Source organism: Stenotrophomonas sp. YJH_SMC_4 (assembly GCF_059371575.1).
Map to the genome: position 1 here is coordinate 196,810 of NZ_JCAFUR010000003.1, position 24,216 is coordinate 221,025.

Annotated in this window: 22 protein-coding genes; 7 read left to right on the top strand and 15 right to left on the bottom strand. The window is 64.7% G+C overall.

From position 1 onward, the window contains the following. Positions 1 to 134 precede the first annotated feature (134 nt). Both AC5P9F_RS07045 and AC5P9F_RS07050 read left to right on the top strand, forming a co-directional pair. Entirely contained in the window at positions 135 to 512 is a 378-nt protein-coding gene (locus tag AC5P9F_RS07045; RefSeq protein ID WP_100438427.1) for a DUF4180 domain-containing protein, read from the top strand. Positions 513 to 609: 97 nt separating this feature from the next. Next, positions 610 to 1,374 (top strand): COG4705 family protein, encoded by a 765-nt coding sequence (locus tag AC5P9F_RS07050; protein ID WP_100438426.1) that lies wholly within the window; start codon positions 610 to 612, stop codon positions 1,372 to 1,374. Here AC5P9F_RS07050 and AC5P9F_RS07055 read toward each other — a convergent pair. From AC5P9F_RS07055 to AC5P9F_RS07070, 4 genes are all read right to left on the bottom strand, one after another. Next, the gene (locus tag AC5P9F_RS07055; protein WP_164173356.1) at positions 1,371 to 2,153 is read right to left on the bottom strand and encodes a 3-hydroxybutyrate dehydrogenase; all 783 of its coding nucleotides are present in this window, start codon (positions 2,151 to 2,153) and stop codon (positions 1,371 to 1,373) included. The genes AC5P9F_RS07050 and AC5P9F_RS07055 overlap by 4 nt on opposite strands. A gap of 83 nt (positions 2,154 to 2,236) precedes the next feature. Continuing rightward, positions 2,237 to 2,716, bottom strand: coding sequence for a hypothetical protein (locus tag AC5P9F_RS07060; RefSeq protein ID WP_239502358.1), 480 nt, complete (start codon positions 2,714 to 2,716; stop codon positions 2,237 to 2,239). 80 nt (positions 2,717 to 2,796) lie between these two features. Further along, entirely contained in the window at positions 2,797 to 3,528 is a 732-nt protein-coding gene (locus AC5P9F_RS07065) for a hypothetical protein (RefSeq protein ID WP_099484506.1), read from the bottom strand. A gap of 98 nt (positions 3,529 to 3,626) precedes the next feature. Continuing rightward, positions 3,627 to 4,466, bottom strand: coding sequence for a type 1 glutamine amidotransferase domain-containing protein (locus AC5P9F_RS07070; protein ID WP_164225672.1), 840 nt, complete (start codon positions 4,464 to 4,466; stop codon positions 3,627 to 3,629). Positions 4,467 to 4,562: 96 nt separating this feature from the next. Between AC5P9F_RS07070 and AC5P9F_RS07075 the strand changes: the two genes are divergently transcribed. Both AC5P9F_RS07075 and AC5P9F_RS07080 read left to right on the top strand, forming a co-directional pair. Then, positions 4,563 to 5,480 (top strand): LysR family transcriptional regulator, encoded by a 918-nt coding sequence (locus AC5P9F_RS07075; protein ID WP_099484504.1) that lies wholly within the window; start codon positions 4,563 to 4,565, stop codon positions 5,478 to 5,480. A 553-nt stretch (positions 5,481 to 6,033) separates the two neighbouring features. Beyond that, a complete protein-coding gene (locus tag AC5P9F_RS07080; protein ID WP_099484516.1) occupies positions 6,034 to 6,390 on the top strand; it encodes a hypothetical protein in 357 nt (118 codons plus the stop codon). A gap of 273 nt (positions 6,391 to 6,663) precedes the next feature. Here the strand turns inward: AC5P9F_RS07080 and AC5P9F_RS07085 are convergent, their stop codons facing one another. The 8 genes from AC5P9F_RS07085 to moeB all read right to left on the bottom strand — a co-directional run bounded on the left by AC5P9F_RS07085 (position 6,664) and on the right by moeB (position 18,321). Then, positions 6,664 to 7,482: a hypothetical protein gene (locus tag AC5P9F_RS07085; protein ID WP_099484503.1), complete on the bottom strand. Its 819-nt coding sequence runs from the start codon at positions 7,480 to 7,482 to the stop codon at positions 6,664 to 6,666. 87 nt (positions 7,483 to 7,569) lie between these two features. Next, the gene (locus tag AC5P9F_RS07090; protein WP_123958489.1) at positions 7,570 to 8,511 is read right to left on the bottom strand and encodes a hypothetical protein; all 942 of its coding nucleotides are present in this window, start codon (positions 8,509 to 8,511) and stop codon (positions 7,570 to 7,572) included. A gap of 10 nt (positions 8,512 to 8,521) precedes the next feature. Next, on the bottom strand, positions 8,522 to 9,154 hold the full coding sequence (locus AC5P9F_RS07095; RefSeq protein ID WP_143569553.1) for a Fe(II)-2OG oxygenase family protein: 633 nt from the start codon (positions 9,152 to 9,154) through the stop codon (positions 8,522 to 8,524). A gap of 494 nt (positions 9,155 to 9,648) precedes the next feature. Further along, positions 9,649 to 11,214 (bottom strand): glutamine-hydrolyzing GMP synthase, encoded by a 1,566-nt coding sequence (guaA, locus tag AC5P9F_RS07100; RefSeq protein ID WP_014646866.1) that lies wholly within the window; start codon positions 11,212 to 11,214, stop codon positions 9,649 to 9,651. Between the two features lie 103 nt (positions 11,215 to 11,317). Further along, positions 11,318 to 12,775: an IMP dehydrogenase gene (guaB, locus tag AC5P9F_RS07105; protein ID WP_005409308.1), complete on the bottom strand. Its 1,458-nt coding sequence runs from the start codon at positions 12,773 to 12,775 to the stop codon at positions 11,318 to 11,320. Between the two features lie 439 nt (positions 12,776 to 13,214). Then, entirely contained in the window at positions 13,215 to 14,093 is an 879-nt protein-coding gene (folD, locus tag AC5P9F_RS07110) for a bifunctional methylenetetrahydrofolate dehydrogenase/methenyltetrahydrofolate cyclohydrolase FolD (RefSeq protein ID WP_005413112.1), read from the bottom strand. A gap of 1,009 nt (positions 14,094 to 15,102) precedes the next feature. Further along, positions 15,103 to 16,935, bottom strand: coding sequence for a monovalent cation:proton antiporter-2 (CPA2) family protein (locus AC5P9F_RS07115; protein WP_099527238.1), 1,833 nt, complete (start codon positions 16,933 to 16,935; stop codon positions 15,103 to 15,105). Positions 16,936 to 17,184: 249 nt separating this feature from the next. Continuing rightward, complete coding sequence (gene moeB / locus AC5P9F_RS07120; RefSeq protein WP_150359705.1) at positions 17,185 to 18,321, bottom strand: molybdopterin-synthase adenylyltransferase MoeB; 1,137 nt, start codon at positions 18,319 to 18,321, stop codon at positions 17,185 to 17,187. 89 nt (positions 18,322 to 18,410) lie between these two features. Between moeB and AC5P9F_RS07125 the strand changes: the two genes are divergently transcribed. The 3 genes from AC5P9F_RS07125 to AC5P9F_RS07135 all read left to right on the top strand — a co-directional run bounded on the left by AC5P9F_RS07125 (position 18,411) and on the right by AC5P9F_RS07135 (position 20,780). Then, positions 18,411 to 19,226: a helix-turn-helix domain-containing protein gene (locus tag AC5P9F_RS07125; RefSeq protein ID WP_150359704.1), complete on the top strand. Its 816-nt coding sequence runs from the start codon at positions 18,411 to 18,413 to the stop codon at positions 19,224 to 19,226. Between the two features lie 74 nt (positions 19,227 to 19,300). Continuing rightward, entirely contained in the window at positions 19,301 to 19,936 is a 636-nt protein-coding gene (locus AC5P9F_RS07130; protein ID WP_087803561.1) for a LysE family translocator, read from the top strand. Positions 19,937 to 20,030: 94 nt separating this feature from the next. Further along, positions 20,031 to 20,780, top strand: a complete 750-nt coding sequence (locus AC5P9F_RS07135; RefSeq protein WP_087803559.1) for a lysine transporter LysE — start codon at positions 20,031 to 20,033, stop codon at positions 20,778 to 20,780. Positions 20,781 to 20,918: 138 nt separating this feature from the next. On the opposite strand, the gene der is transcribed toward AC5P9F_RS07135, so the two are convergent. From der to AC5P9F_RS07150, 3 genes are read right to left on the bottom strand one after another with little or no spacing between them, the layout of a single operon-like run. Then, positions 20,919 to 22,316, bottom strand: a complete 1,398-nt coding sequence (gene der, locus AC5P9F_RS07140; protein WP_005413118.1) for a ribosome biogenesis GTPase Der — start codon at positions 22,314 to 22,316, stop codon at positions 20,919 to 20,921. 17 nt (positions 22,317 to 22,333) lie between these two features. Further along, complete coding sequence (bamB, locus tag AC5P9F_RS07145; RefSeq protein ID WP_005409300.1) at positions 22,334 to 23,542, bottom strand: outer membrane protein assembly factor BamB; 1,209 nt, start codon at positions 23,540 to 23,542, stop codon at positions 22,334 to 22,336. Next, on the bottom strand, positions 23,542 to 24,180 hold the full coding sequence (locus AC5P9F_RS07150; protein WP_005409299.1) for a YfgM family protein: 639 nt from the start codon (positions 24,178 to 24,180) through the stop codon (positions 23,542 to 23,544). Before AC5P9F_RS07150 ends, bamB begins: the two co-directional genes overlap by 1 nt. Positions 24,181 to 24,216: the final 36 nt, after the last annotated feature.

A 24,216-nucleotide genomic window follows, 5' to 3' on the forward strand; every position in this document is an offset into this window, starting at 1 on the left:
GTATCGTGAACCCGCCTCGTGCGGGCGCCCGGCGCAGCCTAGCGCGTTCGTTCGCCAGATTCATGCTGCATCTGCTTACTGTCGGCCTCTCCCATGACCATACTGGGCGGACGATACGAACTTCAGAGCGCACGATGCACACACATGTAGAACAGATCGGCAGCACCCGCGTCCTGCGCAGCGCCGATACAGGCCCGCTGCTGGATGGCAACGCCCTGCGCGACCTGGTCGGCGATGCCCTTGGGCACCAGGCCGAGTGGATCGCCGTGCCGGTGCAGCGCCTATCGGCGGACTTCTTCGAGCTGCGCTCCGGCATGGCCGGGCAATGGCTGCAGATGCTGGTGAACTACCGTCTGCACTTCGCCGTCCTGGGCGATGTCAGCGGCTACCGCGCACAGAGCGAATCGCTGGACGCGTGGATCACCGAGTGCAACCGTGGGCACAACGGCTGCTTCGTGGCCGACTGGGACGCCCTGCTGGCACGCCTGCCGGCCCCCGCCAGCATCGGCTGAACGCCGCCCCCACGCTCACCCTCACCGAACCCGGTTCCGACCGCGCTCTGACGCCCGCCGCCACAGCATCGCCCACAGGCATCCCTGGCGACGTTCGATGCGTGCTTCAGACGCAGATTCCCTGCACAGCAAAGTGGCGGCGGTCACCCTCGGCTTCTGGGTGATGAAGATCGCCGCCACCACCCTCGGCGAGACCGCCGGCGACCTGCTGTCGATGACGCTCAACCTCGGCTACGTGGCCAGCTCGGCCATCCTGCTGGCGATCTTCGCCGGCCTGCTGGGCATGCAGTTATCGGCGCGACGCTGCCACCCGGTGCTGTTCTGGTCGGTGGTGCTGGCGACCAGCACGGCCGGCACCACCATGTCCGACCTGATCGACCGCACGCTCGGCCTGGGCTACGCCACCGGCGCCAGTCTGCTGGCCGGCTGCCTGGCGCTGGTGCTGCTGGCCTGGCGCATGTCGGAAAAGTCGATCTCGGTCAGCAACATCGCATCGCGCCGCGCCGAAGGCTTCTACTGGACCGCCGTGCTGTTCTCCAACACGCTCGGCACCGCGCTGGGCGACTTCCTCGCCGACGACTCCGGGCTCGGCTTCACCGGTGGCGCACTGCTGATCGGCAGCCTCATCGCGCTTACCGCACTGGCCAGCCGCATCAAGGGCATCAACCGGGTCATCCTGTTCTGGATCGCCTTCGTACTCACCCGCCCGTTTGGCGCCACTTTCGGCGACCTGCTCACCAAGCCGCTGGAAAAGGGCGGCCTGGGCTTCGGCACGGTAGGCTCGTCGCTGGTGCTGTTCACCATTCTCGCCACGCTGGTGGCATTGCCCATGCTGCAGCGTAAAGCACAGCCAGCCAGCTAGCGCGCCGTCCAGCCCCCATCCACCGGCAGCGCCGTGCCGGTGATCTGTGCAGCGGCATCCGAGGCCAGGAACACCACCATCTCGCCCAGCTGCTCGGGCGTTACAAACTGCAACGAGGGCTGCTTCTCAGCCAGCAGCGCACGCGCGGCGGTCTCCTGATCCGTGCCATCGCGCTCGGCCAGCGCAGTGATCTGCTGCTCGACCAGCGCCGTCCGCACCCAGCCCGGGCAGATGGCATTGGCGGTAATGCCGCTGCCCGCATTCTCCAGCGCGGTCACCTTGGTAAACCCCACCACGCCGTGCTTGGCCGCCACATAGGCCGACTTGTTCACCGAGCCCACCAGGCCGTGCACGGATGCGATGTTGATGATGCGACCGGCGCCCTGCTGCTTCATATGGGGCAAGGCCGCCGCCGTGGCATGGAACACGGCCGAGAGATTCAACGCCAGGATCGCATCCCACTTCTCGACAGGAAACTCCTCGATCGAGGCGGTGTGCTGGATGCCTGCGTTATTTACGAGGATGTCGATGCGGCCCATCGTCGCGACGGCATGCTCAATCATCCCGCGCACTGCCTCGCCACGGGACAGGTTGGCAGCATCGTGCACCACCCGCACGCCGAACTCGGTTTCCAGCTTGGAACGGATGCGTTCGATCTCCGCCGCATCGCCGAAGCCATTCAGTACGATGTCGGCGCCTTGCCGGGCCAGCGCGGTGGCAATGCCAAGACCGATACCGCTGGTGGAGCCGGTGACTACTGCAACCTTTCCACTGAACATGGGCGAGCTTCCATTGGGCGTAGGCCGCCAGTGTACCTACACGGGCCAACCCCCTTTAACTAGCGCCCGATGTCGGCCCACCATTAGAAGCGGATGCCCGCCCGATCAACGGTCGCCAGCGGGTTGGCCTGCCGCACCGCCTCCAGGAACAGCAGGAAATCGCGGTTGAACAGCGTCAGGTTGTTGGTGAACGTCACGCACTTCCTGCCCGATGCTTTGCTGAAGCACACCTGCCAGACATAGCGCCCGTAGATCCTGTCGGACGTTCGTGTGACTGAGGTGATCTGCGAAAGCGGAACCGCCGTAGGCACCGGCCCACGCTGCAGGTAAAAGGACGCCGCATCGAAGAAGTAGTGCTCCCGATCCTCTTTGCCATCCACCATCACCAAGGTCATGGACCTGCCGGAAATCCGGCGCGGGGCATGCAAATGCAGCCCCGATTTCACAGACGAGCAAGCAGTTGCTGACATTCGCCGAAGGGTGAACCAGAGGATCACCAACGGAAGTGCCGCGAGGACAATGAAACCTACGGTCTTCAAAACAGTTTCCAGCGTGCTGGGCACACAGATCTCCAGGATGAACTTTCAGGCGATACCCAAGTAGATCCACGTCACGCGTGGATGGCTCTCGCCTCAACGCCTTTTCACTTCCAATGGTCCGGCCCCAGGAACGGCAGGCTCAACACAAACACCGGCACCGCTACCGGTACCAACGCGGCGCCCAGCACCTTGCTCGCCGCCGAACCCACACCCGGCTTGTCCTCCCTCTCTGGCAGGATCCGCTGCGCCCGCGCGTTGATCGGCTGTGCCAGCTTCCCCTTCTCTGCCAGCGCCGCAGCATCCGGCAACTTCACCCGCTCGCCGTCGCCCTCGAACAGCGCGCTGTAATAGCTGCCGCCCTTCCTTGAAAGATTGCAGGCGCGGTCAAACGCCAGCGCGTAACGGGTCCGGTCCATCGGCAGGTAGTAGCGCGCCCGCTCCTCCACGGCCTTGGCCTCACGCGGGAGCACCTCAATCCGCTCCAGCTTGAACTGTCCGGCCAGCTCTGCCGTCACCTGCTGCGGCCGCAGCAGCAGCGCATAGCTGCCGTGCACCTTGGCCTTGTTGGCCGGGTCGCGCCAGTCTTCATGGAAGTACATCTGCGCGCAGGCCACCGCCTCGCGCAGCGGGCTGTCCATCAGCGCGCGGTACTCGCGGAATGGCGCGGCATTGAAGCGCATCGGCTCGTCATAGCGCGGCAACAGGTACAGCTGGCCGTCGTCGGCGACGAACGCACTGGTGATCTCGCGGCTGGAAGCGTGCTCCTCCGGGCCACTGGCACAGCCGGACAGTAGGCCAAGGCACAGGGCGGAGAGAATGAAAAAAGACGTTCGCATGTCGTGTTCGAGGGCCTGCCTGGAAAACCGGCCCCGCCCAGAAGGACGAGGCCAGCCCACCATGTTGCCACGACACGGCATGCGATGCAGACCCCGCCTTACTTCAACCGCTCCACCAACCGCTGCCCCACCTCCAGCGCCGAAGCCGGGTTCTGCCCGGTAATCAGCTCGCGGTCCACCACCACATGCCCGGTCCACGGCGTGGCATTGCTGCTGAACAGCGCACCCGCCCGCTGCAACGCGGTCTGCGGGTAGAACTTCATCTCACCGCCGCCCAGCATCGGCTTGGCCTGCTCTTCTTCCTGGTTGCTGATCACCGTCATCTGGTAGCCCCTGTAGATCCACTTCGGCGTGGCCGGCATCGCACCGGCTTCCAGCTTTGCCACGAAGCCCGCAGCATCCGGCAGCGTGGACAGCAGCGCGATCGGCCCGTGGCAGACCAGGGCGGTGGTCTTGTTGCGCTGGTGGAAGTCGGCCAGCAGCCGACCCAGCGCCGGGCTCTTCAGCAGGTCCTGCATCGGTGCGTGGCCACCGGGAATGTAGACCGCATCGAAACGCGCATACCCCTGCTGCTCGATGCGCGCCAGGCTGACCACCGGCGAGGCCGTCGGCGAGGTCAACGCCAGCTTCTCCAGCAGATCTTTATGCAGCTTCAACTGCGCGGCATCGTTGCCGAAGTACGCCGGCGTCACCGAGGACGCATCCACCGTCGGCGCCCGCCCCTGCGGCGTGGCGAAGGTCACCTCGTGGCCCGCGTGCAGCAGCAGCTTGACCGGCTGCATCAACTCGTTGAGATAGAAGCCGGTGGACAGCACCTTGCCGTCCTTCAGGTCCAGGTGGTTTTCGTCGGACAACACCACCAGCACGTTGGCGGCATGCGCGCCGCTGGCGGCCAGGGTCAGGGCCAGCGCTGCGGCCAGCCGGGTCATCAGGTTCATGGGGAGCTCCTATCGGGGAATGGCCGCCACTTTATTCATCGCCCCAGCGGCGATAAATTGGCTCCATCGCAAAACATCTGTTCCCCGGAGAGCCAAATGAGCCGCAAGTTCGACTACCTGGGCGATGTGGAGGTGTTCCTGGCGGTGGTCGAGCACGGCTCGTTCACCGCCGGCGCGGTGGCGCTGTCCACCACGCCCTCGGTGCTGAGCCGCGCGGTCACCCGCCTGGAAGCGCGGCTGGGCCGGCAGCTGCTGCAGCGGACCACCCGCCGCGTGGGTCTGACCGACGCCGGGCGGCTCTATCTGGAACAGGTACGCACCGCCTTCGGCCTGCTGGACGACGCCGAGCGCGACGTACTGGCCCAGGACGGTGCGCTGGCCGGCCGCGTGCGCCTGAGCGTGCCCACCACCTATGGTCACTACCGGCTGCCGCCCGTGCTGGCGCGCTTTGCGCAGCAGTACCCGCAGGTGCAGGTGGAACTGAACATCACCAACCGCAACGTGGACCTGGTGGCCGAAGGCTTCGACCTCGCCATCCGCCTGGGCCAGCTGCCGGACAGCGGGCTGGTGGGGCGGAAGCTGGAGGATGCGCCACTGCTGTTGGTGGCTTCGCCGGAGTACCTGCAGCACCGGGGTACGCCGCAGACGCTGGACGACCTGCAGCAGCACCTGTGCCTGCCCTTCGTCATGCCGCGTACCGGGCGGCTGGCGCCGTGGATCTTCCGCGACGGCGGGCGCGACGTGGAGTGGCTGCCGCGTTCGTCCATCGAGACCTCCGACGATGTGCTGGGCGTGGTGTCGCTGGCCGAACAGGGCATCGGCATCTGCCAGAGCTACGAATTCATCGTGCGCGAGCGGTTGCAGCGCGGGCAGCTGGTAGAAGTGCTGCCGCAGCTGCGGGGGCGGTCGCGGCCGTTCTCGGTGATCTATGCGCCGCATCGGCGGCAGTCGGCCGCGGCGCGGGCAATGATTGAGTTGCTGGTGGGGAATGCGACTGAGGATCGCGCTGGTTGAAGCAGGAAGGCTCCTTGGCGGTGTCGGGTTTGAACCGATTTTCGGGGTGTGCGCTCTGTCGGGTGCCACTGCCTGCCAAGGCTGACTAAGAACTGTTGCAAAGAAGACCGTCGCGCTATTCGCTTGTGGCGTGGGCGATTGCGCCAGCTTGATTCGCCATCAGCAGAGCAGCTGCGCAAATGCGTCCGGCGGTGTCGCGTGCTGCACGCATGGAGAGTGCAACAATAGTTCTTCGCTCTCGGATTCAGCGATTCCTTCGCGAATTTCTATTGGCATTCGAAGCGGCCGCGTAAACACCATGGCGCGCCACCGAAAAAGGGTGGCAGCGGGTCTGCAAACCCGTGATGAGAGATGCACCTGTAGTTTGCGCTTGCCCGTCGGCACCGTCCTTAACCGGTGCCGGCGGGCAATCCGTCGGCCTTTCTGGCGGGCGGTGCGTGGGGGCCCTCGGGCCCACCGGTCTATGGTGCTATTTCATCCCGGTTTGCAGCCACGCATCGTCCGCCACCTCTTCACGGTGGCGCTGTTAAGCACAGCCACGGAAGCCGACGCCATGAACGAATCCGATACCTTTTCCTCGTACACCGTTGTTGAGCCCATCAACGACGACACTCCCCTGCACGACCTGAATTCCCTGCTCGGCATCCTCAAGCGCATGCGTGGCTGCGAGGGCGCTGATGGACTGCCCTGGCCGGAGAACGACGTCTCTCCCGGGCGCCGCGTGAGCCTGGCGAGGACCGAACGCGCGTTGGTCGGGCTGCTAACGGTGCTGGAGGTGCTGCACTCGGCAGACCGCTGCCGGGTGGCAGCGGAACCAGAGCGGCATCTGGATGAGGGGGTGGTTGATGGGCTATTTCTGGCTTGCCGGGGATTGGCTGAGTGGGCTTGTCGGGAGGTTAGGCCGGAGTGACCTGCCTGACCGGAGCAACGTACAGCAGATTTGATTGGGCGTCACATTGATTAACACGCGCCTCCTGCCAGGAGCGAACATGGCAGCTCCACCCGGCTGAAGAGCATCGGAGCAAATTCCTCCATCCATGACCAATCACGGTCGAGAGCGGCGAGACCCAGCAAGCCAGTTCGGTCATCCTCCGGAAAGGACGATGCATGCAAACGAGACCGAATGAGCCGCAGTCTTCTACGCGGCGATGTCATAAGGCCATCCTCCGGCATTTGGCCAGCCCTACCCCAACGCGAACTCGAGCTGATCGAAGAAGCGCGGGATACTCTCGTATTGGTACATCCTCCAGTAGGCGCGCGCCTGCTGGTCTACCTTCACATGTCCGAGCAGGCGAAAATCGCGCATAGATGGAAAAGTACGCGACGCTGCCGCCAGGGATGCCGCGTCGATATCGTTGAAGTAATCGCTACCCATTGAGGGCGCATCGAAGCTTCGAATCACCTCCCCCACGATCACAAGCGCAGCTACAACATGCATCATATCGAGAAGTTCGAGCTCGTACTCCTGTAAAGAAAGATGCGCTGCCGTGCGATCGGCATGTTGCTTTAGAAGGCCGATCCGCTTGTGGAGTCGACCGGGAGCCTTGAGTAGGTCAGTATCTGTCCGCGCGTATTCACGAAAGAATTCCCTTAAAAAGACGAGGGCGCGATGAGCATCTTCGAAAGTATTGCTTCCTCGCTCGGACCAGTAGTGCGCATGCTCTTCAAGCACTCCGTCGGACAAGCGGCCGAAATTACCTCCAGTAAGGTCTGGCTTGGCGGCATGATCAAAGACTTTCCGGCAGTTCAGGGACAGCGAGTTCAGCGTTGAGAACTCTAGGTACGACTGCGATACGCGAAAGGGCAAGTCGCCCGAAGCATCCATATCTTCAGCAGCCTGCGCGGTGCCAAGAAAATAGTAGAACGCCGGAAGGCTCATGCTTGCGCGTGACATAACGCCTCGCAGAAAGTGGACTGATCGCAGCTTCCCGTGGAGCCGAAACGGCTCTTCCTTCCGCTGCATCCTCTCCGCACGCGCATCGAGATCAAATTTTCGGCTCATTGCTTCGCGCCTGCTTGGCTACGCCGCTCAAGAGTCAGAAGTCGACGCCTGACTGGATCAAGAACACCGACGCTAGTACCTTGATGATCAGTACTCATTATTGTCATCTTCCCACATATTTCGCGCCAGCCTATCAACATCAATGCCAAAGTACTCTATCGCATCATAATGACTAGTCGAAACATAACTATCACCCAATCCACAAGCAAGAAGCTTTGAGTATCCTGAAATCTTCAAGCCGCATGCAACGCAGAAGAACTCCTCTGGCCGCATTGCTTGACGTTCAACAACACCATCTTCCGCAGTTGATGTTTTGGCTACGCCCATTGCGCGCCCCTGCACGAGCGCAGTGGCGGTACAGGAAGGACAATTAACTCGATGACCATAGTGGCGCAAAGACGCAGCCGCAGCCTGGTCCAGAGCCGTCTTCCTGTCCTCGTCTGACTTCGAATCCCAAACAACCTTATGGGCATTGATAGCACCAAGGACGCTCTTCGCGGCGCCATCATTAAGTGCTGATATATCTTCCCTCGCCTCTTTTGCCTCAGCATCTCCGAAAAGATTTTCTAAAGAAGACCCACAATGACTCAAGAGCACATCGCAGACAGCAAAGAAGTGCGGCCGCCAGGACGACGAGCTAGAGCTTTCAAAGTTCAGGTTTCCAGAATGAAGCTCCGAGTTTCTCTTTGAGAAATGTGCCAAGCAAAAGTTGACATGCTCGCGCGTAAACGCAGGGACCAATTCTTCGGCGCGCCCAATTAATTCTGTAATAGGGGCGGTTCGAGGAACGAATTTAGCCTTCTTCGGAGCATGCCCAAGTGCATAAAGAATATTATTCCAGTCGGAACCGTCTGCCACAAGCGCCGGCGACACATGCGAAATTGATGCTCTTATCAACATTTCCATGAGGAAAGTTGACCAAAGCCCATACTGCCAATCGGTAGAATTAGCCTGCATAGCCTCCGAATACAAGTCAGACTTGGCTAAGTAGGAGCTCTTTGACCACTCGTGATCGACCCTAACTGCCATCTATCCTCCCTCACTCCAAGTAGACCCTTTTCAGCACTCTTCCACGAGAACTCGACGACACTTCCGACCTGCCGTGCAGGGTTCGCCAATTGTCCACCACCAGTACTTGGCCAGGCTCATCTAGGGCAACGCTACTAATACTCACATCCCGAATACGATCGTTAATCATTCGCACAGCACGGACTGCTATCGAATTTACGGGCTGAAGGAATAGTGTATCCCAACGAAATATGTCACCATCCACCATTCTTAGTGGAACCTGACGACCATCAAGCGGCCTCCGAGATCGCAAAATTGCCTTCTTAAAGAAGTCCCGTTCCTGCGGGTCAATCAGACTATCTCTGTGCACTATATTTGTCTTCACGTCACGGGATCCCACGATACAAATAAGCGCAAAGTAGCGCGGAGGGATGCTCCAGTGAGCCATATCGGTATGAAATGGAAATACCCCTAATCCGAAATTATGGCTATAGCTGGGCCCCATACCCACACCAACCCTTGGCACGAGCTCTTGAATTGGCTCAACGCCATAAATTTGGTCAATATTTCCTAAAGTCTGCTCGACTTCAGTTAATTCGAAGTTCTTAGAAATTTTGGTCTTCGCAAATCCGACATCTTGAAGCTGTCGTTGCCATGAACTCATTCTAAGACTCCAGAATTCTGAGAACTCAACGGCTCATCCATAGAATATGAATTGGCCCGATGCGAACAGCCACAGTGGCTGCCTCACTTGAATCTCGGATGTCAACGAGCGTTCACCCTTTTTCTTCTGCCCTAATATTCCAATCACGCCTTTCCTTGGATTCTCCACAGGTTGTGCATACGAACTCACCCGTATTTGACCCCAAGTGATACTCCTGCTCAACTCGAGGGTGATTGCAGGGCTTATTCCCCCAACTTTTCCGAAGCTTTTCCGCCTCTCGCATTTGCATAGCAATCCGTTGTGTATGCCTGAGAAATTAGGTGTTGATCGTTTTGATCTTACGACCACAGAAGATCTTGGACAAGCTGCCTCGAATTGACCCCGAGTGCCGGGAAGCCGCTTGGGATGCAAATGGCAATGAATGGCGCAAAGCACCTCATCAGCGCTCGCGGCGAACAAAAAAGGGCGCCTCTCGGCGCCCTCGTTCTTTCAACTCATTCCCACTCAATGGTCGCCGGCGGCTTCCCCGAGATGTCATAAACAACCCTCGACACTCCCCGCAACTCATTGATGATCCGGTTGCTCACCGTCCCCAGGAACTCATACGGCAGATGTGCCCAGTGCGCCGTCATGAAGTCAATCGTCTCCACCGCACGCAGCGCAATCACCCACTCATAAGCACGCGCGTCGCCCACCACGCCCACCGACTTCACCGGCAGGAACACGGCAAACGCCTGGCTGGTCTTGTCGTACAGGTCGGCCTTGCGCAGCTCATCAATGAAGATGGCATCGGCCTTGGCCAGCAGCTCGGCGTATTCGCGCTTCACTTCGCCCAGGATACGCACGCCCAGGCCCGGGCCCGGGAACGGATGGCGGTAGACCATGGTGCGCGGCAGGCCCAGCTCAACGCCGAGGCGGCGCACTTCGTCCTTGAACAGCTCGCGCAGCGGCTCCACCAGGCCCAGCTTCATGTGCTCCGGCAGGCCGCCCACGTTGTGGTGGCTCTTGATCACGTGCGCCTTGCCGGTCTTGCTGCCAGCCGACTCGATCACGTCCGGGTAGATGGTGCCCTGCGCCAGCCACTTGGCGTTGCTCAGCTTGTTCGACTCTTCGTCGAAGATCTCAACGAACAGGTTGCCGATGATCTTGCGCTTGGCTTCCGGGTCGCTCACGCCTTCCAGCGCGGCGAAGTAACGATCGGCGGCATTCACGCGTACGACCTTTACGCCCATGTGCTCGGCGAACATCGCCATCACCTGGTCGCCTTCCTGCCAGCGCAGCAGGCCGGTATCCACGAACACGCAGGTCAGCTTCTCGCCGATGGCCTTGTGCAGCAGCGCGGCCACCACGGACGAATCGACGCCGCCGGACAGGCCCAGGATCACTTCGTCATCGCCCACCTGTTCGCGCACGCGGGCGATCTGGTCGTCGATGATGTTGGCGGCGGTCCACAGGGTCTGGCAGCCGCACACGTCCACCACGAAGCGGCGCAGCAGCGCCTGGCCCTGCAGGGTGTGGGTCACTTCCGGGTGGAACTGCACGCCGTACCAGCGCTTTTCTTCGTTGGCCATGGCGGCCACCGGAATGCGGTCGGTGGTGGCGGTGATGGTGAAGCCCGGCGGTGCAACGGAGACGTGGTCGCCGTGGCTCATCCAGACATTCAGCTTCGGCTCGCCGCCGTGGTCGCTCAGGCCCTTGAACAGCGCATCCGGGTTGATCACATTCACTTCGGCGTGGCCGAATTCGCGCTGATCCGCGGCTTCGGTGGCACCGCCCAGCTGCGCGGCCAGGGTCTGCATGCCGTAGCAGATGCCGAAGATCGGCAGGCCGCTGTCGAACACTTCCTGCGGCGCGGCCGGGGCGCCCGGCAGCGTGGTCGATTCCGGGCCACCGGACAGGATGATGCCCTTGGCGCCGAACGCCGCGATCTCGGCCGGGTTGTGGTCCCACGCCCAGATTTCGCAGTAGACGCCCAGCTCGCGGATGCGGCGGGCGATCAGCTGCGTGTACTGCGCGCCGAAATCGAGGATGAGGATCTTGTCGTTATGGATGTTGGTCATGGCGCCCCGGCAATGCAGTAGGGAAAACGAAATCAGATTTACGGCGGCAGATGGAGAAAGAGGAACGGGAAGTGCTTCTCCGTTCCTCTTTGCTCGGCCCGCGTCAGGCGCGGTAGTTCGGCGGCTCTTTGGTGATGGTCACGTCGTGGACGTGGCTCTCACGCTGGCCTGCGCCGCTGATCTTCACGAACTTGGGCTTGCTGCGCATGTCTTCGATGGTGGCGCAGCCCACGTAGCCCATGGTGGCGCGCAGGCCGCCCATCAGCTGGTGGATGATGCCGCCCACCGGGCCGCGGTACGGCACGCGGCCTTCGATGCCTTCCGGCACCAGCTTGTCGGCGGTGGCGGCGTCCTGGAAGTAGCGGTCCTTCGACCCCTTCTCCATGGCAGCCAGCGAACCCATGCCGCGGTAGCTCTTGTACGAACGGCCCTGGTACAGCTCGGTCTCGCCCGGCGATTCCTCGGTACCGGCCAGCAGGCCACCGACCATGATGGTCGAGGCACCGGCGGCCAGCGCCTTGCCGATGTCGCCCGAGTAGCGGATGCCACCGTCGGCGATCAGCGGGATGCGGTCCTGCAGCGCTTCGGCCACCAGATCAATGGCGGTGACCTGCGGCACGCCGACGCCGGCGACGACGCGGGTGGTGCAGATCGAGCCCGGACCGATGCCGACCTTGACGGCGTCCGCACCGCTGTCCAGCAGCGCCAGTGCGGCTTCGCCGGTGCAGATGTTGCCACCGATGACCTGCACGTTCGGGAAGTTCTTCTTGACCCAGCTGACGCGGTCCAGCACGCCCTGCGAGTGGCCGTGCGCGGTATCGACCACGATCACGTCCACGCCGGCGGCGACCAGCGCTTCCACGCGGCGATCGGTATCGCCACCCACGCCGACGGCAGCGCCGACCAGCAGGCGGGTCGACAGGTCCTTGGCAGCGTTCGGGAAGTCGGTGTTTTTCTGGATGTCCTTGACGGTGATCAGGCCACGCAGTTCGAACGAATCATTGACCACCAGCACCTTTTCGATGCGGTTGCGGTGCAGCAGCTGCAGCACTTCATCAGACGCGGCGCCTTCCTTGACCGTGATCAGGCGATCCTTCTTGGTCATGATGTGGCGGACCGGATCGTCCAGCTCGGTCTCGAAGCGCATGTCGCGGTGGGTCACGATGCCGGCCAGCAGGCCGTCGCTGCCCACCACCGGCACGCCGGAGATGTTGTGCGCCTGGGTCAGGGCCAGCACGTCGCGGATGGTGGTTTCCGGGCCGACGGTGATCGGGTCGCGGATGACACCGGCCTCGAACTTCTTGACCTTGGCCACTTCCGCGGCCTGCTGTTCCAGGCTGAGATTCTTGTGGATGATGCCCATGCCGCCGAGCTGTGCCATGGCGATGGCCAGGCGGGCTTCGGTGACGGTATCCATCGCGGCGGACAGGATCGGAAGCTTGAGCTTCAGGTCGCGAGTCAACCGCGTTTCGAGGTTGACGTCCTTGGGCAGGATGGTCGAGTGGGCGGGGACGAGCGAGACGTCGTCGTAAGTGAGTGCTTCAGCCTGGATGCGCAGCATCGGCATACCCGAGATGTGGGGAAGCGCGACATTTTACCCCTTTTTCGCGCCCTGTGGCAGGGGGTAGATGCGACGCAGTGTCGCGCGGGCGGCGATTGGTTCAGGGCGGCTTGGGTGGGTGCCAACCTTGGTTGGCACGATCCATCCGGCACCATGACCCCAGATGGGGCCAAGGCCTCTGCCTGTTTGTGCCAACCAAGGTTGGCACCCACCAGGAGCGGGTCATGCCGGGGGCCCAAGCCACCTTGGATTGCCTTGAGTAGGTGCCAACCTTGGTTGGCACGATCCGTCCGGCACCGGCACCCCAGATGGGCCGATGGCCCCGATGGATGTGTGCCAACCAAAGTTGGCACCTACCAGGAGCGGGGCATCACCCTGCCCCGGCATTGTGCCGACCAACGGTCGGCACCCACCAACAGCAGATCTCCCCAATCGCAGGTCAGCTCAGCGCTTCCGCGGCTTCGAGGGTGTTCTGCATCAGCGTGGCCACGGTCATCGGGCCGACGCCACCCGGTACCGGGGTGATCCAGCTGGCCCGCTGGGCAGCGGCCTCAAACCCAACATCGCCCACCAACCGGCCGTCATCCAACCGGTTGATGCCGACGTCGATCACCACCGCGCCCGGCTTCACCCACTCGCCCGGCACGATGCCCGGGCGGCCCACCGCCACCACCAGGATGTCGGCGTTGCGCACGGCCTGTTCCAGCACGTCCTTGGGGGTGAACTTGTGGCAGCTGGTCACGGTGCAGCCGGCGATCAGCAGCTCCAGGCCCATCGGGCGGCCGACATGGTTGCTCACGCCCACGATGGTGGCATTGCGGCCGCGCACCGGCTGGTCGGTGTGGCCCAGCAGCGTGGTGATGCCGCGCGGGGTGCACGGGCGCAGGCCGAACTCGCGCAGGGCCAGGTGGCCGACGTTTTCCGGGTGGAAACCGTCCACGTCCTTGCGCGGGTCGATGCGCTGGATCAGCCGGCGCGCGTCGGGGATGCCCGGCAGCGGCAGCTGGATCAGGATGCCGTTGATCTTCGGATCGGCGTTGAGCTGGTCGATCAGGTCGAGCAGCTCCGCTTCGGTGGTGCCGGCCGGCAGATCGTAGTCATGCGCTTCGATGCCGACCTTCTCGGCGGCACGGCGCTTGTTGCGCACGTACACGGTCGAAGCCGGGTCGCCACCCACCAGCACCACGGCCAGGCCCGGGCGGCTGCCACCGGCGGCCACGCGAGCGTCGACGCGCACCTTCAGGCTGTCGAGCAGGTCCTCGGCGATGCGGCGGCCATCGAGGATGCGGGCAGGATGCTGGGAGGCGGAATCGGTCATCGGGAGCGGGCGTGGGGCGGCGGGGACGCTATTGTCCCTGATTCAGGCCCCCTCGCCCACCGCCGTGCGCCGACTCCGCGCACCGGTAGTGCCGGCCGCTGGCCGGCAACTCCATGACGTCGGAACGTTTCCGTATCTGCCGGCCAGCGGCCGGCACTACCAACCACCGGCTTCGGCAATTCCCCGCGCGGTAGTGCCGGCCGCTGGCCGGCAACCCCACGACGTCGGAACGTTTCCGTATTTGCCGGCCAGCGGCCGGCACTACCAACCACCGGCTTCGGCAATTCCCCACACGGTAGTGCCGGCCGCTGGCCGGCAACCCCACGACGTCGGAACGTTTCCGTATCTGCCGGCCAGCGGCTGGCACTACCAACCACCGGCTTCGGCAATTCCCCGCACGGTAGTGCCGGCCGCTGGCCGGCAACCCCACGACGTCGGAACGTTTGCGCATCTGCCGGCCAGCGGCCGGCACTACCAACCTCAGGCTTCGGCAATTCCCCACACGGGTAGTGCCAGCCGCTGGCCGGCAACCCGATGACGTCGGAACGTTTCCGTATCTGCCGGCCAGCGGCCGGCACTACCAACCACCGGCTCCGGCAATTCCCCACCCGGGTAGTGCCGGCCGCTGGCCGGCAACCCCATGACGTCGGAACGTTTCCGTATCTGCCGGCCAGCGGCCGGCACTACCAACCTCCGGCTCCGGCAATTCCCCGCACGGTAGTGCCGGCCGCTGGCTGGCAACCCCACGACGTCGGAACGTTTGCGCATCTGCCGGCCAGCGGCCGGCACTACCAACCTCAGGCTTCGGCAATTCCCCACACGGGTAGTGCCGGCCGCTGGCCGGCAACCTCATGACGTCGGAACGTTTGCGCATCTGCCGGCCAGCGGCCGGCACTACCAACCACCGGCTTCGGCAATTCCCCACACGGTAGTGCCGGCCGCTGGCCGGCAACCCCATGACGTCGGAACGTTTCCGTATCTGCCGGCCAGCGGCCGGCACGACCGGGCTTTACTCTTCCTCTTCCGGCACGTCCTGCGGGTTCAACGTCTTGCTCGCCCGCTTCGGCGCGGTGAACGGCGTCGGCGTCGGCACGCCCTGGCCGGAATTGCCGAACACCATCTTGGCGCCGGCATTCAGACCACCGCCGGCAATCTCCAGTTCGAAACGCTCGGCATCGCGGCGACGGATCTGCTCGGCAATTTCGATCGCATCGTCCTCGTCCGCACCCAGTTCCACCAGCGCGGCCTGGCCGAACAGCACCGCCGACTCAAACGTCTCGCGGATCTGGAAATCGACACCGGCATGGATCAGCCGCAGCGAATGTTCGCGGTCGAACGAGCGCACCATCAGCTTGGCCTGCGGGAACTCGTGTGCCACCAGTTCGACGATGCGGTCGGCGGCCTCGGCCTTGTCCACGCACACCGCAATCGCACGTGCGGTGGCCGCGCCCGAGGCATGCAGCACGTCCAGTCGCGTACCGTCGCCGTAGTAGATCTTGAAACCGAAGCGCGCCGCGCTCTGGATCATCTCCACATCGTTGTCGATGATGGTCACGTCCACGTCGCGCGCCAGCAGCGACTGGCTGGCGACCTGGCCGAAGCGGCCGAAGCCGATCAGCAGCACGCTGCCGGACAGACCCTCGGCCTCGTCCACGCCGTCCATGTTCACCGTCGGCTTCGGCGCGATGCGCTTGTAGAGCAGCACTACCAGCGGGGTCAGCGCCATCGACAGCACCACCACGGCGGTGAAGTTGGCATTGATCTCCAGGTTGATCACGCCGGCCGATGCGGCGGCAGAGAACAGCACGAACGCGAACTCGCCGCCCTGCGCCATCAGCACGCCACGATCCAGCGCCTGCGCATGGTCGCTGCCCATGATGCGCGCGACTACGTAGATGCACAGCGCCTTGGCTGCCATCAGCGCCAGCACCAGGCCGAGGATCAGCTGCCAGTTGCCGGCCACCACGCCCAGGTCCAGCGCCATGCCGACGCTGAGGAAGAACAGGCCCAGCAGGATGCCGCGGAACGGTTCGATATCCGCTTCGATCTGGTGACGGAAGGTCGACTCGCTCAGCAGCACGCCCGCGAGGAACGCGCCCATCGCCATCGACAGGCCGGACAGCTGCATCAGCAGTGCCGCACCCAGCACCACCAGCAGCGCGGCGGCGGTCATCACCTCGCGCGCCTTCGACTCGGCCAGCACGCGGAACAGTGGGTTGAGCAGGAAGCGGCCGACCAGCACCAGGCCAACGATGGCGCCGACGCCGATCGCCACCGACAGCCAACGCGAACCCTCGCCGTCGGCACTGCCGGCGCTCGGGCCCATCCACGCCACCAGCGCCAGCAGCGGCACGATCAGCAGGTCTTCGAACAGCAGGATCGAAACGATCTTCTGCCCCGATGGCAGCGCGATGTCACCGCGCTCGGCCAGCAGCTGCATCACCACTGCGGTGGAGGTCAGCACGAAGCCGGTGGCGCCGATGAAGGCCACCTGCCACGGCAGGCCGAACAGCTTGGCGATGCTGGTCAGCACCAGCGCACAGGTGACGATCTGCAGCGTGCCCAGCCCAAAGATCTCCTTGCGCAGGCTCCACAGGTGCGAGGGCCGCATTTCCAGGCCGATCACGAACAGGAACATCACCACGCCGAGCTCGGCGGTATGCAGGATCGCCTGCGGGTCTGAGAACCAGCCCAGCCCGAACGGTCCGATCGCCAGGCCAGCGGCGAAGTAGCCCAGCACCGAGCCCAGGCCGGCCCGGCGGAACAAAGGCACCATCACCACCGCCGCGCCCAACAGGGCGACGACCTTGACCAGCTCGCTGGTCGCTGCTTCTACCGCCATGCGGTGTGTTCCCCAAGATCCAGAATCGGGTTCAACAATAGAGCAATGCCGATGACGGCAATAGCACGCATGTTGCGCCGGATTGTCTTGGAGGTGGAACGATGCAGGGAGTGACCCCAATCATCATCCCGAAACCATGCATCCGCGTCGGTGGGTGCCACCATGCACCCGCTTCGGTAGGTGCCAACCTTGGTTGGCACAAAAACGCCGACCAAGGTCGGCATCTACCAAGGCATTCCCCGGCCAGCCTCACCCACCCCGGCAGAACGCGGCGTAATCGATATACCCCGGGAATGGCACGCCCGGCGCGCACACCGGGCAGTGCGGGTCCGGCCGGATGCCGGTCTCGCGGAAGCGCATGCCCAGCGCGTCGAAGCGCAGTAGGCGGCCGACCAGCGGCTCGCCGATGCCCAGCAGCAGCTTCAGCACTTCGGTGGCCTGCAGCACACCAGCCAGCCCGGGCAGCACGCCCAGCACACCGGCCTCGGAGCAGTTCGGCGCGAACTCCGGCGGCGGCGGCTCGGGGAACAGGCAGCGGTAGCACGGCGCCACGCCGCGCTGGCGGCCGGCGTCAAACACGCTTACCTGGCCGTCGAAGCGCTCGATGGCGGCATACACCAGCGGCGTGGCGTGCTTGATGCAGGCGTCGTTGAGCAGGTAGCGCAACGGGAAGTTGTCCGAGCCGTCCAGCACCACGTCCACGCCCTCAAGCAACGCATCCACGTTCTCGGAGGTGACCCGCTCCGGCACGGCCTCGACCTCGATCGACGGGTTCAGCGCCAGCAGCCGCTCACGCGCCGAATCGACCTTGAGCTGGCCCACGCTGGCTTCGGTATGCACGATCTGCCGGTGCAGGTTGCTGCGCTCCACCCGGTCGTGGTCGGCGAAGCGCAGGTGCCCTACCCCGGCGGCGGCCAGGTAGAAGCCCGCCGGCGCGCCCAGCCCGCCCGCGCCCAGCACCAGCACGCGCGACTGCTGCAGCCGGCGCTGGCCGGCCTCGCCCACCTGCGGCAGCAGCAGGTGCCGCGAATAACGGTCGTAGAAGTCACGGTCGGCGGCGCTGGACAGCGGCTGCACCAGCGGCAGCGACTGCTCGCGCCAGGCCACGGTGCCGCCCGTCACGGAAGCGACGTGTGTGTAGCCGGCCTGCAGCAGGAACTGCGCGGCATCGGCCGAGCGCTTGCCGCTCTGGCAGATCAGCAGGATCTCCTGGTCGTGCCGCGGCAGGTGTGCGGCCGGGTCGGCCTGCAGCTCGCCCTTGGCCACGCCGCGCGCGCCCTCGGCCATCCCGCCGGCCCGCTCGTGCGCCTCGCGCACATCGATCAGCACCGCGCCATGGGCCAGGCGCTCGCGTGCCTGCGCGGGGGAAAGCTCTTGGATGCTCATGGCGGCATTATCGCGCAGACACCCTCGGCGCGCCCTGCCCCGAACATGGCACCATGCGGGCGTTGCCCCCTGCATCCCGGAACCGCTGCATGCGCTCTGCCACCGAATTCTGGCGTGACCCGCGCATGCCCTTCGTCGAAAGCCGACGGGCGTGCGACAGCCGCGCCTGCCATCGCCCGCACAGCCATGACACCTTCTCGATCGGCGCCGTCGACGCCGGCAGCAGCCTGTTCACCGGCGCCGCGAAAGGGCCGCGCCTGCTGAAGCCCGGCAGTCTGGTCGGCGTGCCCGCAGGCCGCGTGCACGCCTGCAACCCCCTGCCCGGCCAGGTCTGGAGCTACCAGATGCTGCATCTGGACCCGCGCTGGATGGCCGAGGTCCGCGCCGAGTATGACGACCTGCCCGAACCCGACTGGCAGCAGGAACCGATCCGGATTTCCAACCATCGCCCGCGCTACCAGCAGTACTGCCAGCTCAACGAGACGCTGTTCTCCGGCGATCCAGTCAGCGTCAAGGAAGCGGCCCTGATCGCGTTCGTCGGCGATCTGGATGAACACGATGGTGTTGCCGTCGCCGGCCCGCTTGAAGATGCCGCGTTACAGCAGCGCTTGCAGCCGGTGATGGACGTTCTGCGCCAGCGGCTCGAACACACCCCGGCCCTGCAGGAGCTGGCATCGCTGGCAGGCATGAGCCGCTACCAGCTGATCCGCGCCTTCCGACGCGCCACGGGCCTGACCCCGCACGCCTGGCAGATCGACCAGCGCATCCAGGAGGCCCGCCGGCGGCTGTGCGAAGGGCAGGCACTGGCCGTGGTCGCGCATGCGCTGGGTTTTGCCGACCAGAGCCATTTCCAGCGGGTCTTCAAGGCCCACGCCGGTGCGACCCCGGGCCAGTACCGGCGCTGAGCCTGCAATAACGTTCAATACCGTCGCCCGGCGCATCCCCAGACTGGCGCCCCAGCCAGCCGCCGCCGGACCCGATGGAACAGTTCCTGGTCATCGCCACCGTACATTTTCTCGCCCTGCTCTCACCCGGCCCCGACTTCTTCCTCGTTGCACGCACCGCGATCACCTCGGGATGGCGCACTGCCAGTGGTGCCTGCGCAGGCATCGCCCTCGGCAATGGCGTCTTCATCGTGGCCGCTTTCACCGGAACGGCCATGCTGCGCGCAGGCAGCGCAGGGTTCATTGCGGTGCAGTTGGCGGGCTGCGGGTTCCTGCTGTACCTCGGCACGCTGTTTCTGCGCCATGCGGGTTCGACGACGTTGCAGGCACCTGAAGCTGCCGACGGATCGCGAGCGGGTGGTGCCCACGGATGGTGGAGGGCGGCCGGGCTGGGCGCCCTGTCTGCGCTGCTGAACCCGAAGAATGCGCTGTTCTACGCAACGCTGGCGGCAATGCTCAACGGTCCGCAGGCCAGCGCCGCAACGAAGTTCTTCTATGGCGCGTGGATGTTCGGCATCGTCCTGCTATGGGATCTGCTGGTTGCCGCGCTGGTTGGCCACCCGTGGGTGCTGGGTCGATTCGCGCGTGCCCTGCCCTGGCTGGAACGGGCCGCAGGACTCCTGATGATTGCGCTGGCGCTGTGGATCGCCGTGTCGCTGTGGCTGGGCTGATGCCGGTAATTCGCGCCTGTCGCAATAGCGTTCAATACGGCGCGTCCGCCGCAGCCCACACTCGGCACTTTCTGTAGTTTGGTGGCAGGTTTTCGTGCAGCAGTTCTTCATCGTCGCGGTGCTGTACGGCTTCGCCATGCTCCTGCCTGCGTCGAATCACGCGAAGATCCTGCGCACCGCGATGGGCGCGGGCGGGCACGCCGCCATGGCCGCATCGTTCGGTATCGCCATCGGTACGGGCACCATCTGCGCCACGGCCTTCGTTGCGGCGGGCATGCTGGGAAACCGCGGCCTGTGGACGCTGGCGATGGAGTGCGCGGGCTGCCTGCTGCTGCTGCGCCTGGCGGGCATGTGCCTGCGCGACGCCGGGCTGACCTCCCTCTCTCCGCTTTCCCTGCAGATGCCCCGGGGCCTGAAGGCCCGCTCCCGTTGGCCGCACGCCGAGGCTGGATGCCTGTTGGCGCTCGCCAGCATCAACAACTGGACGCTGCAGTTCGCGGTTGCCGCCCTGGTCAGCGGCCTCGTTGCCGACATGGGTACAAAGGCCGCTTACGTGGCCTGCCTGGGCGGCGTCGCGCTGTCGCTCGGCCTGCTGATGGCGTGGCTCGGCAGCCATCCGCGCTGGGCACAGGGGTGTTGCCGATTGCTTCCGTGGCTGGAGCATGCGGCGGGTCTGGTGATCGGCGCGGTGTCGGTGGCGTACCTGGCAGGGGTACTGGGTACCACCCTGGTCTGGGCAAGCCTCTCGGGGCAGGCGCAGCTGCCCGAACCGATGATGGCCGCGCCCCGCAGCGCCCCATGCGCGTTGCCGCATTGCCGCGCTCGTCGCAACAGTTCGCCATGATCGAGGACTGTAGACGTAGGGGTAGTGCCGGCCGCTGGCCGGCAACCCGATGATGCCTGGCGTGTTCACGAGGTTGCCGGCCAGCGGCCGGCACGACCACACACAAGAAAGGCGGCCCTGCGGCCGCCTTCCCGTGAATCACTTGCCCTTGACGTGCTTCATCAAGCGCCGCTTGGCCTTGACCTGCCGCTCGGTGAGGACGTTCTTCTTGCCCTCGTACGGGTTGGTGCCCTCGCGGAAGATGAAGCTCACCGGCGTACCGATCAGCTTGAAGCGCTTGCGGAAGAAGTTCTCCAGGTAGCGCTTGTACGACTCCTGCAGCTCCTTCAGGCGGGTGCCGTGCACGATGAAGGTCGGCGGGTTGGAACCGGCCGGGTGCACGTAGCGCAGCTTGGAGACATGGCCGCGGATGGTCGGCGGCGGGTTGGTCTCGTAGGCCACTTCCAGCGCCTTGTTCACTTCGCTGGTGGTGAAGGTCTTGTTCGCCGATTCGTGCGCGCGGTGCACCGCACGGAACAGCTCGCGCAGGCCCGAGCCATGCTTGGCCGAGATGCGCACGGACTCGGCCCACGGCACGAAGCCCAGCTTCAGCGACAGCATGGTTTCAGCCTGTTCGCGCTGGTACTCGGTCAGGCCATCCCACTTGTTGATGGCGATCACCAGCGCGCGGCCGGCGTCGAGCACGGCACCGAGCACGGTGGCGTCCTGGTCGGTCACGCCTTCGGTGGCGTCCAGCATCAGCACGGCGACCTGACACTGCTCGATCGACTGCATGGTCTTGACCACCGAGAACTTCTCGACGACCTCGTCCACGCGCGAACGGCGGCGCAGGCCGGCGGTGTCGATCAGCCGGTACTCACGTCCGTCGCGCTCCAGGTCCACCGCGATCGAGTCGCGGGTGGTGCCCGGCACGTCGGAGGCGATCATGCGCTCCTCGCCGAGGATGCGGTTGACCAGGGTCGACTTGCCCACGTTCGGACGTCCGACGAAGGCGATGCGGATACGGTTCGGATCGTTGTCCAGCTCTTCGCCGCTGCCTTCTTCCGGCAGGCGCTGGATCACTTCGTCCAGCAGGTCGTCCAGGCCCTGGCGATGCGCGGCCGAGACGGTCAGCATCTCGCCGAAGCCGTAACGGGCGAATTCCGAACGCACGCTGTCCTCGTCGGTGCCGTCGATCTTGTTGATCAGCAGCAGCGTCGGGCGCGACAGCTTGCGCAGCCAGGCCAGGATCTCGTCGTCCAGCGCCGAGGTGCCCTCGCGGGCGTCGACGACGAACAGGATCAGATCGGCTTCGGCCGCCGCAGCCCGGGCCTGGCGCGTGGTGGCACCCGCCAGGCCTTCGTCTTCCCCGGCAATACCGCCGGTATCCACGACGAGGAAATGGTTGTCCTCGTCGAGGCGGCAGACGCCGTAGTTGCGGTCACGGGTGACGCCGGGCTGGTCATGGACCAGCGCGTCGCGGGTGCGCGTAAGCGCATTGAAAATAGTCGACTTGCCGACATTCGGCCGTCCAACCAGGGCGACCAAAGGCAGCATCGCGATTACTCCAATTTTTAATTTGCCAACCGGAAGGCGGTCAGCTTGCCATCCACGTTCTGCACCAGCAGCACCCCGTCGACGACGACCGGCTGGGCCAGCAGGGCGTCACCGCCGCTCTTCGCCCGTGCCGCCATCGCACCATCGGAGGTCTTCAACCAGTGCACGTATCCCTTGTAGTCGCCGACGACCACGTAATCACCGTGCAGCGCCGGGCCGGTCAGCGAACGACGCGCCAGCTCGGTCTGCGACCACATGGCAGCGCCGGTCGCCTTGTCCAGGCCGAACACGCCACCCTTGTTGTCGGTGACGAACACATTGCCCGACGACACCGCCACGCCACCTGCACCGCCATGGTCGCGCGCCCACAGCGGGCGACCGGTCGGGCCTTCGATGGCCATGGTCTGGTTCTTGAAGCTGCTCACGAAGAGGGTGTTGCCCTCCAGCACCGGAGCACCGTCGACATCGGCCATGCGGTCCAGCTCGGTACGGCCTTCGCCGTTGCCAAGGTTCTGTTCCCACAGGGTACGTCCATCCTGCATGGCCAGCGCGGCAACCGCGCCTTCGTCCTTGCCGATGAACAACACGCCCGGACCGGTGACCACCGGCGCGTTGCCGCGCACGGTCAGCGCGGGCAGTTCGCTCGGGTTGAACCACTTCTGGGTGCCGTTGCCGGCATCGAACGCGGTGACGCGGCCGTCGTTGCTGCGCACGAACACCAGGCCCTGGGCCACGGCCGGCGCGGCAATGACCTCACCCGGAACACGGGCGCGCCACTTCTCGCTGCCGTCATTGATGTCCAGGGCGATGACCTGGCCATCGAGCGTGCCGATCACGACCAGGTTCTCACCGACACCCGGGCCGCCGGACAGGCGCAGCTTCGGCTTCTTCTTTTCCTTCTGCGGCTCCCAGGTCCAGACCTTCTTGCCGGTCTGCAGGTCGATGGCGTGCACGCCGCCGGTGATCGCCGCAGCGAACACGTGGCCATTGGCAACGGCCGGGCCCTGGCGCACGCCGATGCGGCGCTCGCCCTTGCCGAGGTTGACCGACCAGGCCTTGTTGACCTTGACGCTCGGCTCGAACTTGACCAGCTCAGCCGGCTCCTGGGCCTTCTTCGCTGCCGCGTCCTTGCCGGCGAACCAGCCCTTCATGGTGCTGCAGCCGGTCAGGGCCATGCCCATCAGGAGCACGGTGGCGACGCGGGTGATCATGACCTTCTGACTCATCAAACCGACTCCGCAGGGGCGGCGACCGTGCCGCCGGCATCCATAACCTTGGTTTCCAGCAGGCGCCGCTGCGGCGCTGCCACGTCCAGCGACTTCAGCGCCTTCTCGTACTGTGCGCGGGCGTCATCGCGCTTGCCCTGCGCCATCAGCGCATCGCCATGGATTTCCAGGCTGCTGCTGTCGGTGGCGCTGCCCAGCAGCTTGATCGCCTCGTCGCTCTTGCCGGTGGCCACCAGCAGGCGGGCCACACGCTGGTCGACCACGCGCTGCAGGTCGCTTTCGACCTTCACGGCGCGCAGGGTGGCCAGCGCTTCTTCGTTCTTGCCGGCGTCGACCTGGGCCTTGGCCAGCTGCAGCGCCGCGAGGTCGCCATAGATGCTGGACGGGCCCGCTTCGAGCGCCTTCACTGCCTTGGCAGCGTCGTCGAGCTTGTTCTGCTGAAGACCGACCAGAGCCTTCTGGTATTCCACGTTGGCCGAGGCCAGCTTGCCGCCCTGATCCTTCTGGTACCACTGCCAGCCGGCAATGGCACCGATCGCGATGGCTACGCCACCGAGGATGCTGGCGCCATTCTTCCGCAGCCAGCTGCGGACGCGTTCACTTTGTTCGTGCTCGTCGAGCAGATCGTCGATCGCCATGCGTACTCTCGCCCCGCCCATCGGGAGGGACCATTG

Coding starts and splice junctions, on each gene's coding strand:
- AC5P9F_RS07045 (WP_100438427.1), top strand. CDS start 135: ATGCACACACATGTAGAACAGATCGGCAGCACCCGCGTCCTGCGCAGC.
- AC5P9F_RS07085 (WP_099484503.1), bottom strand. CDS start 7,482: ATGAGCCGAAAATTTGATCTCGATGCGCGTGCGGAGAGGATGCAGCGG.
- AC5P9F_RS07150 (WP_005409299.1), bottom strand. CDS start 24,180: ATGGCGATCGACGATCTGCTCGACGAGCACGAACAAAGTGAACGCGTC.
- AC5P9F_RS07055 (WP_164173356.1), bottom strand. CDS start 2,153: ATGTTCAGTGGAAAGGTTGCAGTAGTCACCGGCTCCACCAGCGGTATC.
- guaB (WP_005409308.1), bottom strand. CDS start 12,775: ATGCTGCGCATCCAGGCTGAAGCACTCACTTACGACGACGTCTCGCTC.
- AC5P9F_RS07130 (WP_087803561.1), top strand. CDS start 19,301: ATGGAACAGTTCCTGGTCATCGCCACCGTACATTTTCTCGCCCTGCTC.
- guaA (WP_014646866.1), bottom strand. CDS start 11,214: ATGACCAACATCCATAACGACAAGATCCTCATCCTCGATTTCGGCGCG.
- AC5P9F_RS07115 (WP_099527238.1), bottom strand. CDS start 16,935: ATGGCGGTAGAAGCAGCGACCAGCGAGCTGGTCAAGGTCGTCGCCCTG.
- AC5P9F_RS07125 (WP_150359704.1), top strand. CDS start 18,411: ATGCGCTCTGCCACCGAATTCTGGCGTGACCCGCGCATGCCCTTCGTC.
- AC5P9F_RS07090 (WP_123958489.1), bottom strand. CDS start 8,511: ATGGCAGTTAGGGTCGATCACGAGTGGTCAAAGAGCTCCTACTTAGCC.
- AC5P9F_RS07070 (WP_164225672.1), bottom strand. CDS start 4,466: ATGAACCTGATGACCCGGCTGGCCGCAGCGCTGGCCCTGACCCTGGCC.
- der (WP_005413118.1), bottom strand. CDS start 22,316: ATGCTGCCTTTGGTCGCCCTGGTTGGACGGCCGAATGTCGGCAAGTCG.
- folD (WP_005413112.1), bottom strand. CDS start 14,093: ATGACCGATTCCGCCTCCCAGCATCCTGCCCGCATCCTCGATGGCCGC.
- moeB (WP_150359705.1), bottom strand. CDS start 18,321: ATGAGCATCCAAGAGCTTTCCCCCGCGCAGGCACGCGAGCGCCTGGCC.
- AC5P9F_RS07075 (WP_099484504.1), top strand. CDS start 4,563: ATGAGCCGCAAGTTCGACTACCTGGGCGATGTGGAGGTGTTCCTGGCG.
- AC5P9F_RS07065 (WP_099484506.1), bottom strand. CDS start 3,528: ATGCGAACGTCTTTTTTCATTCTCTCCGCCCTGTGCCTTGGCCTACTG.
- bamB (WP_005409300.1), bottom strand. CDS start 23,542: ATGAGTCAGAAGGTCATGATCACCCGCGTCGCCACCGTGCTCCTGATG.
- AC5P9F_RS07080 (WP_099484516.1), top strand. CDS start 6,034: ATGAACGAATCCGATACCTTTTCCTCGTACACCGTTGTTGAGCCCATC.
- AC5P9F_RS07095 (WP_143569553.1), bottom strand. CDS start 9,154: ATGAGTTCATGGCAACGACAGCTTCAAGATGTCGGATTTGCGAAGACC.
- AC5P9F_RS07050 (WP_100438426.1), top strand. CDS start 610: ATGCGTGCTTCAGACGCAGATTCCCTGCACAGCAAAGTGGCGGCGGTC.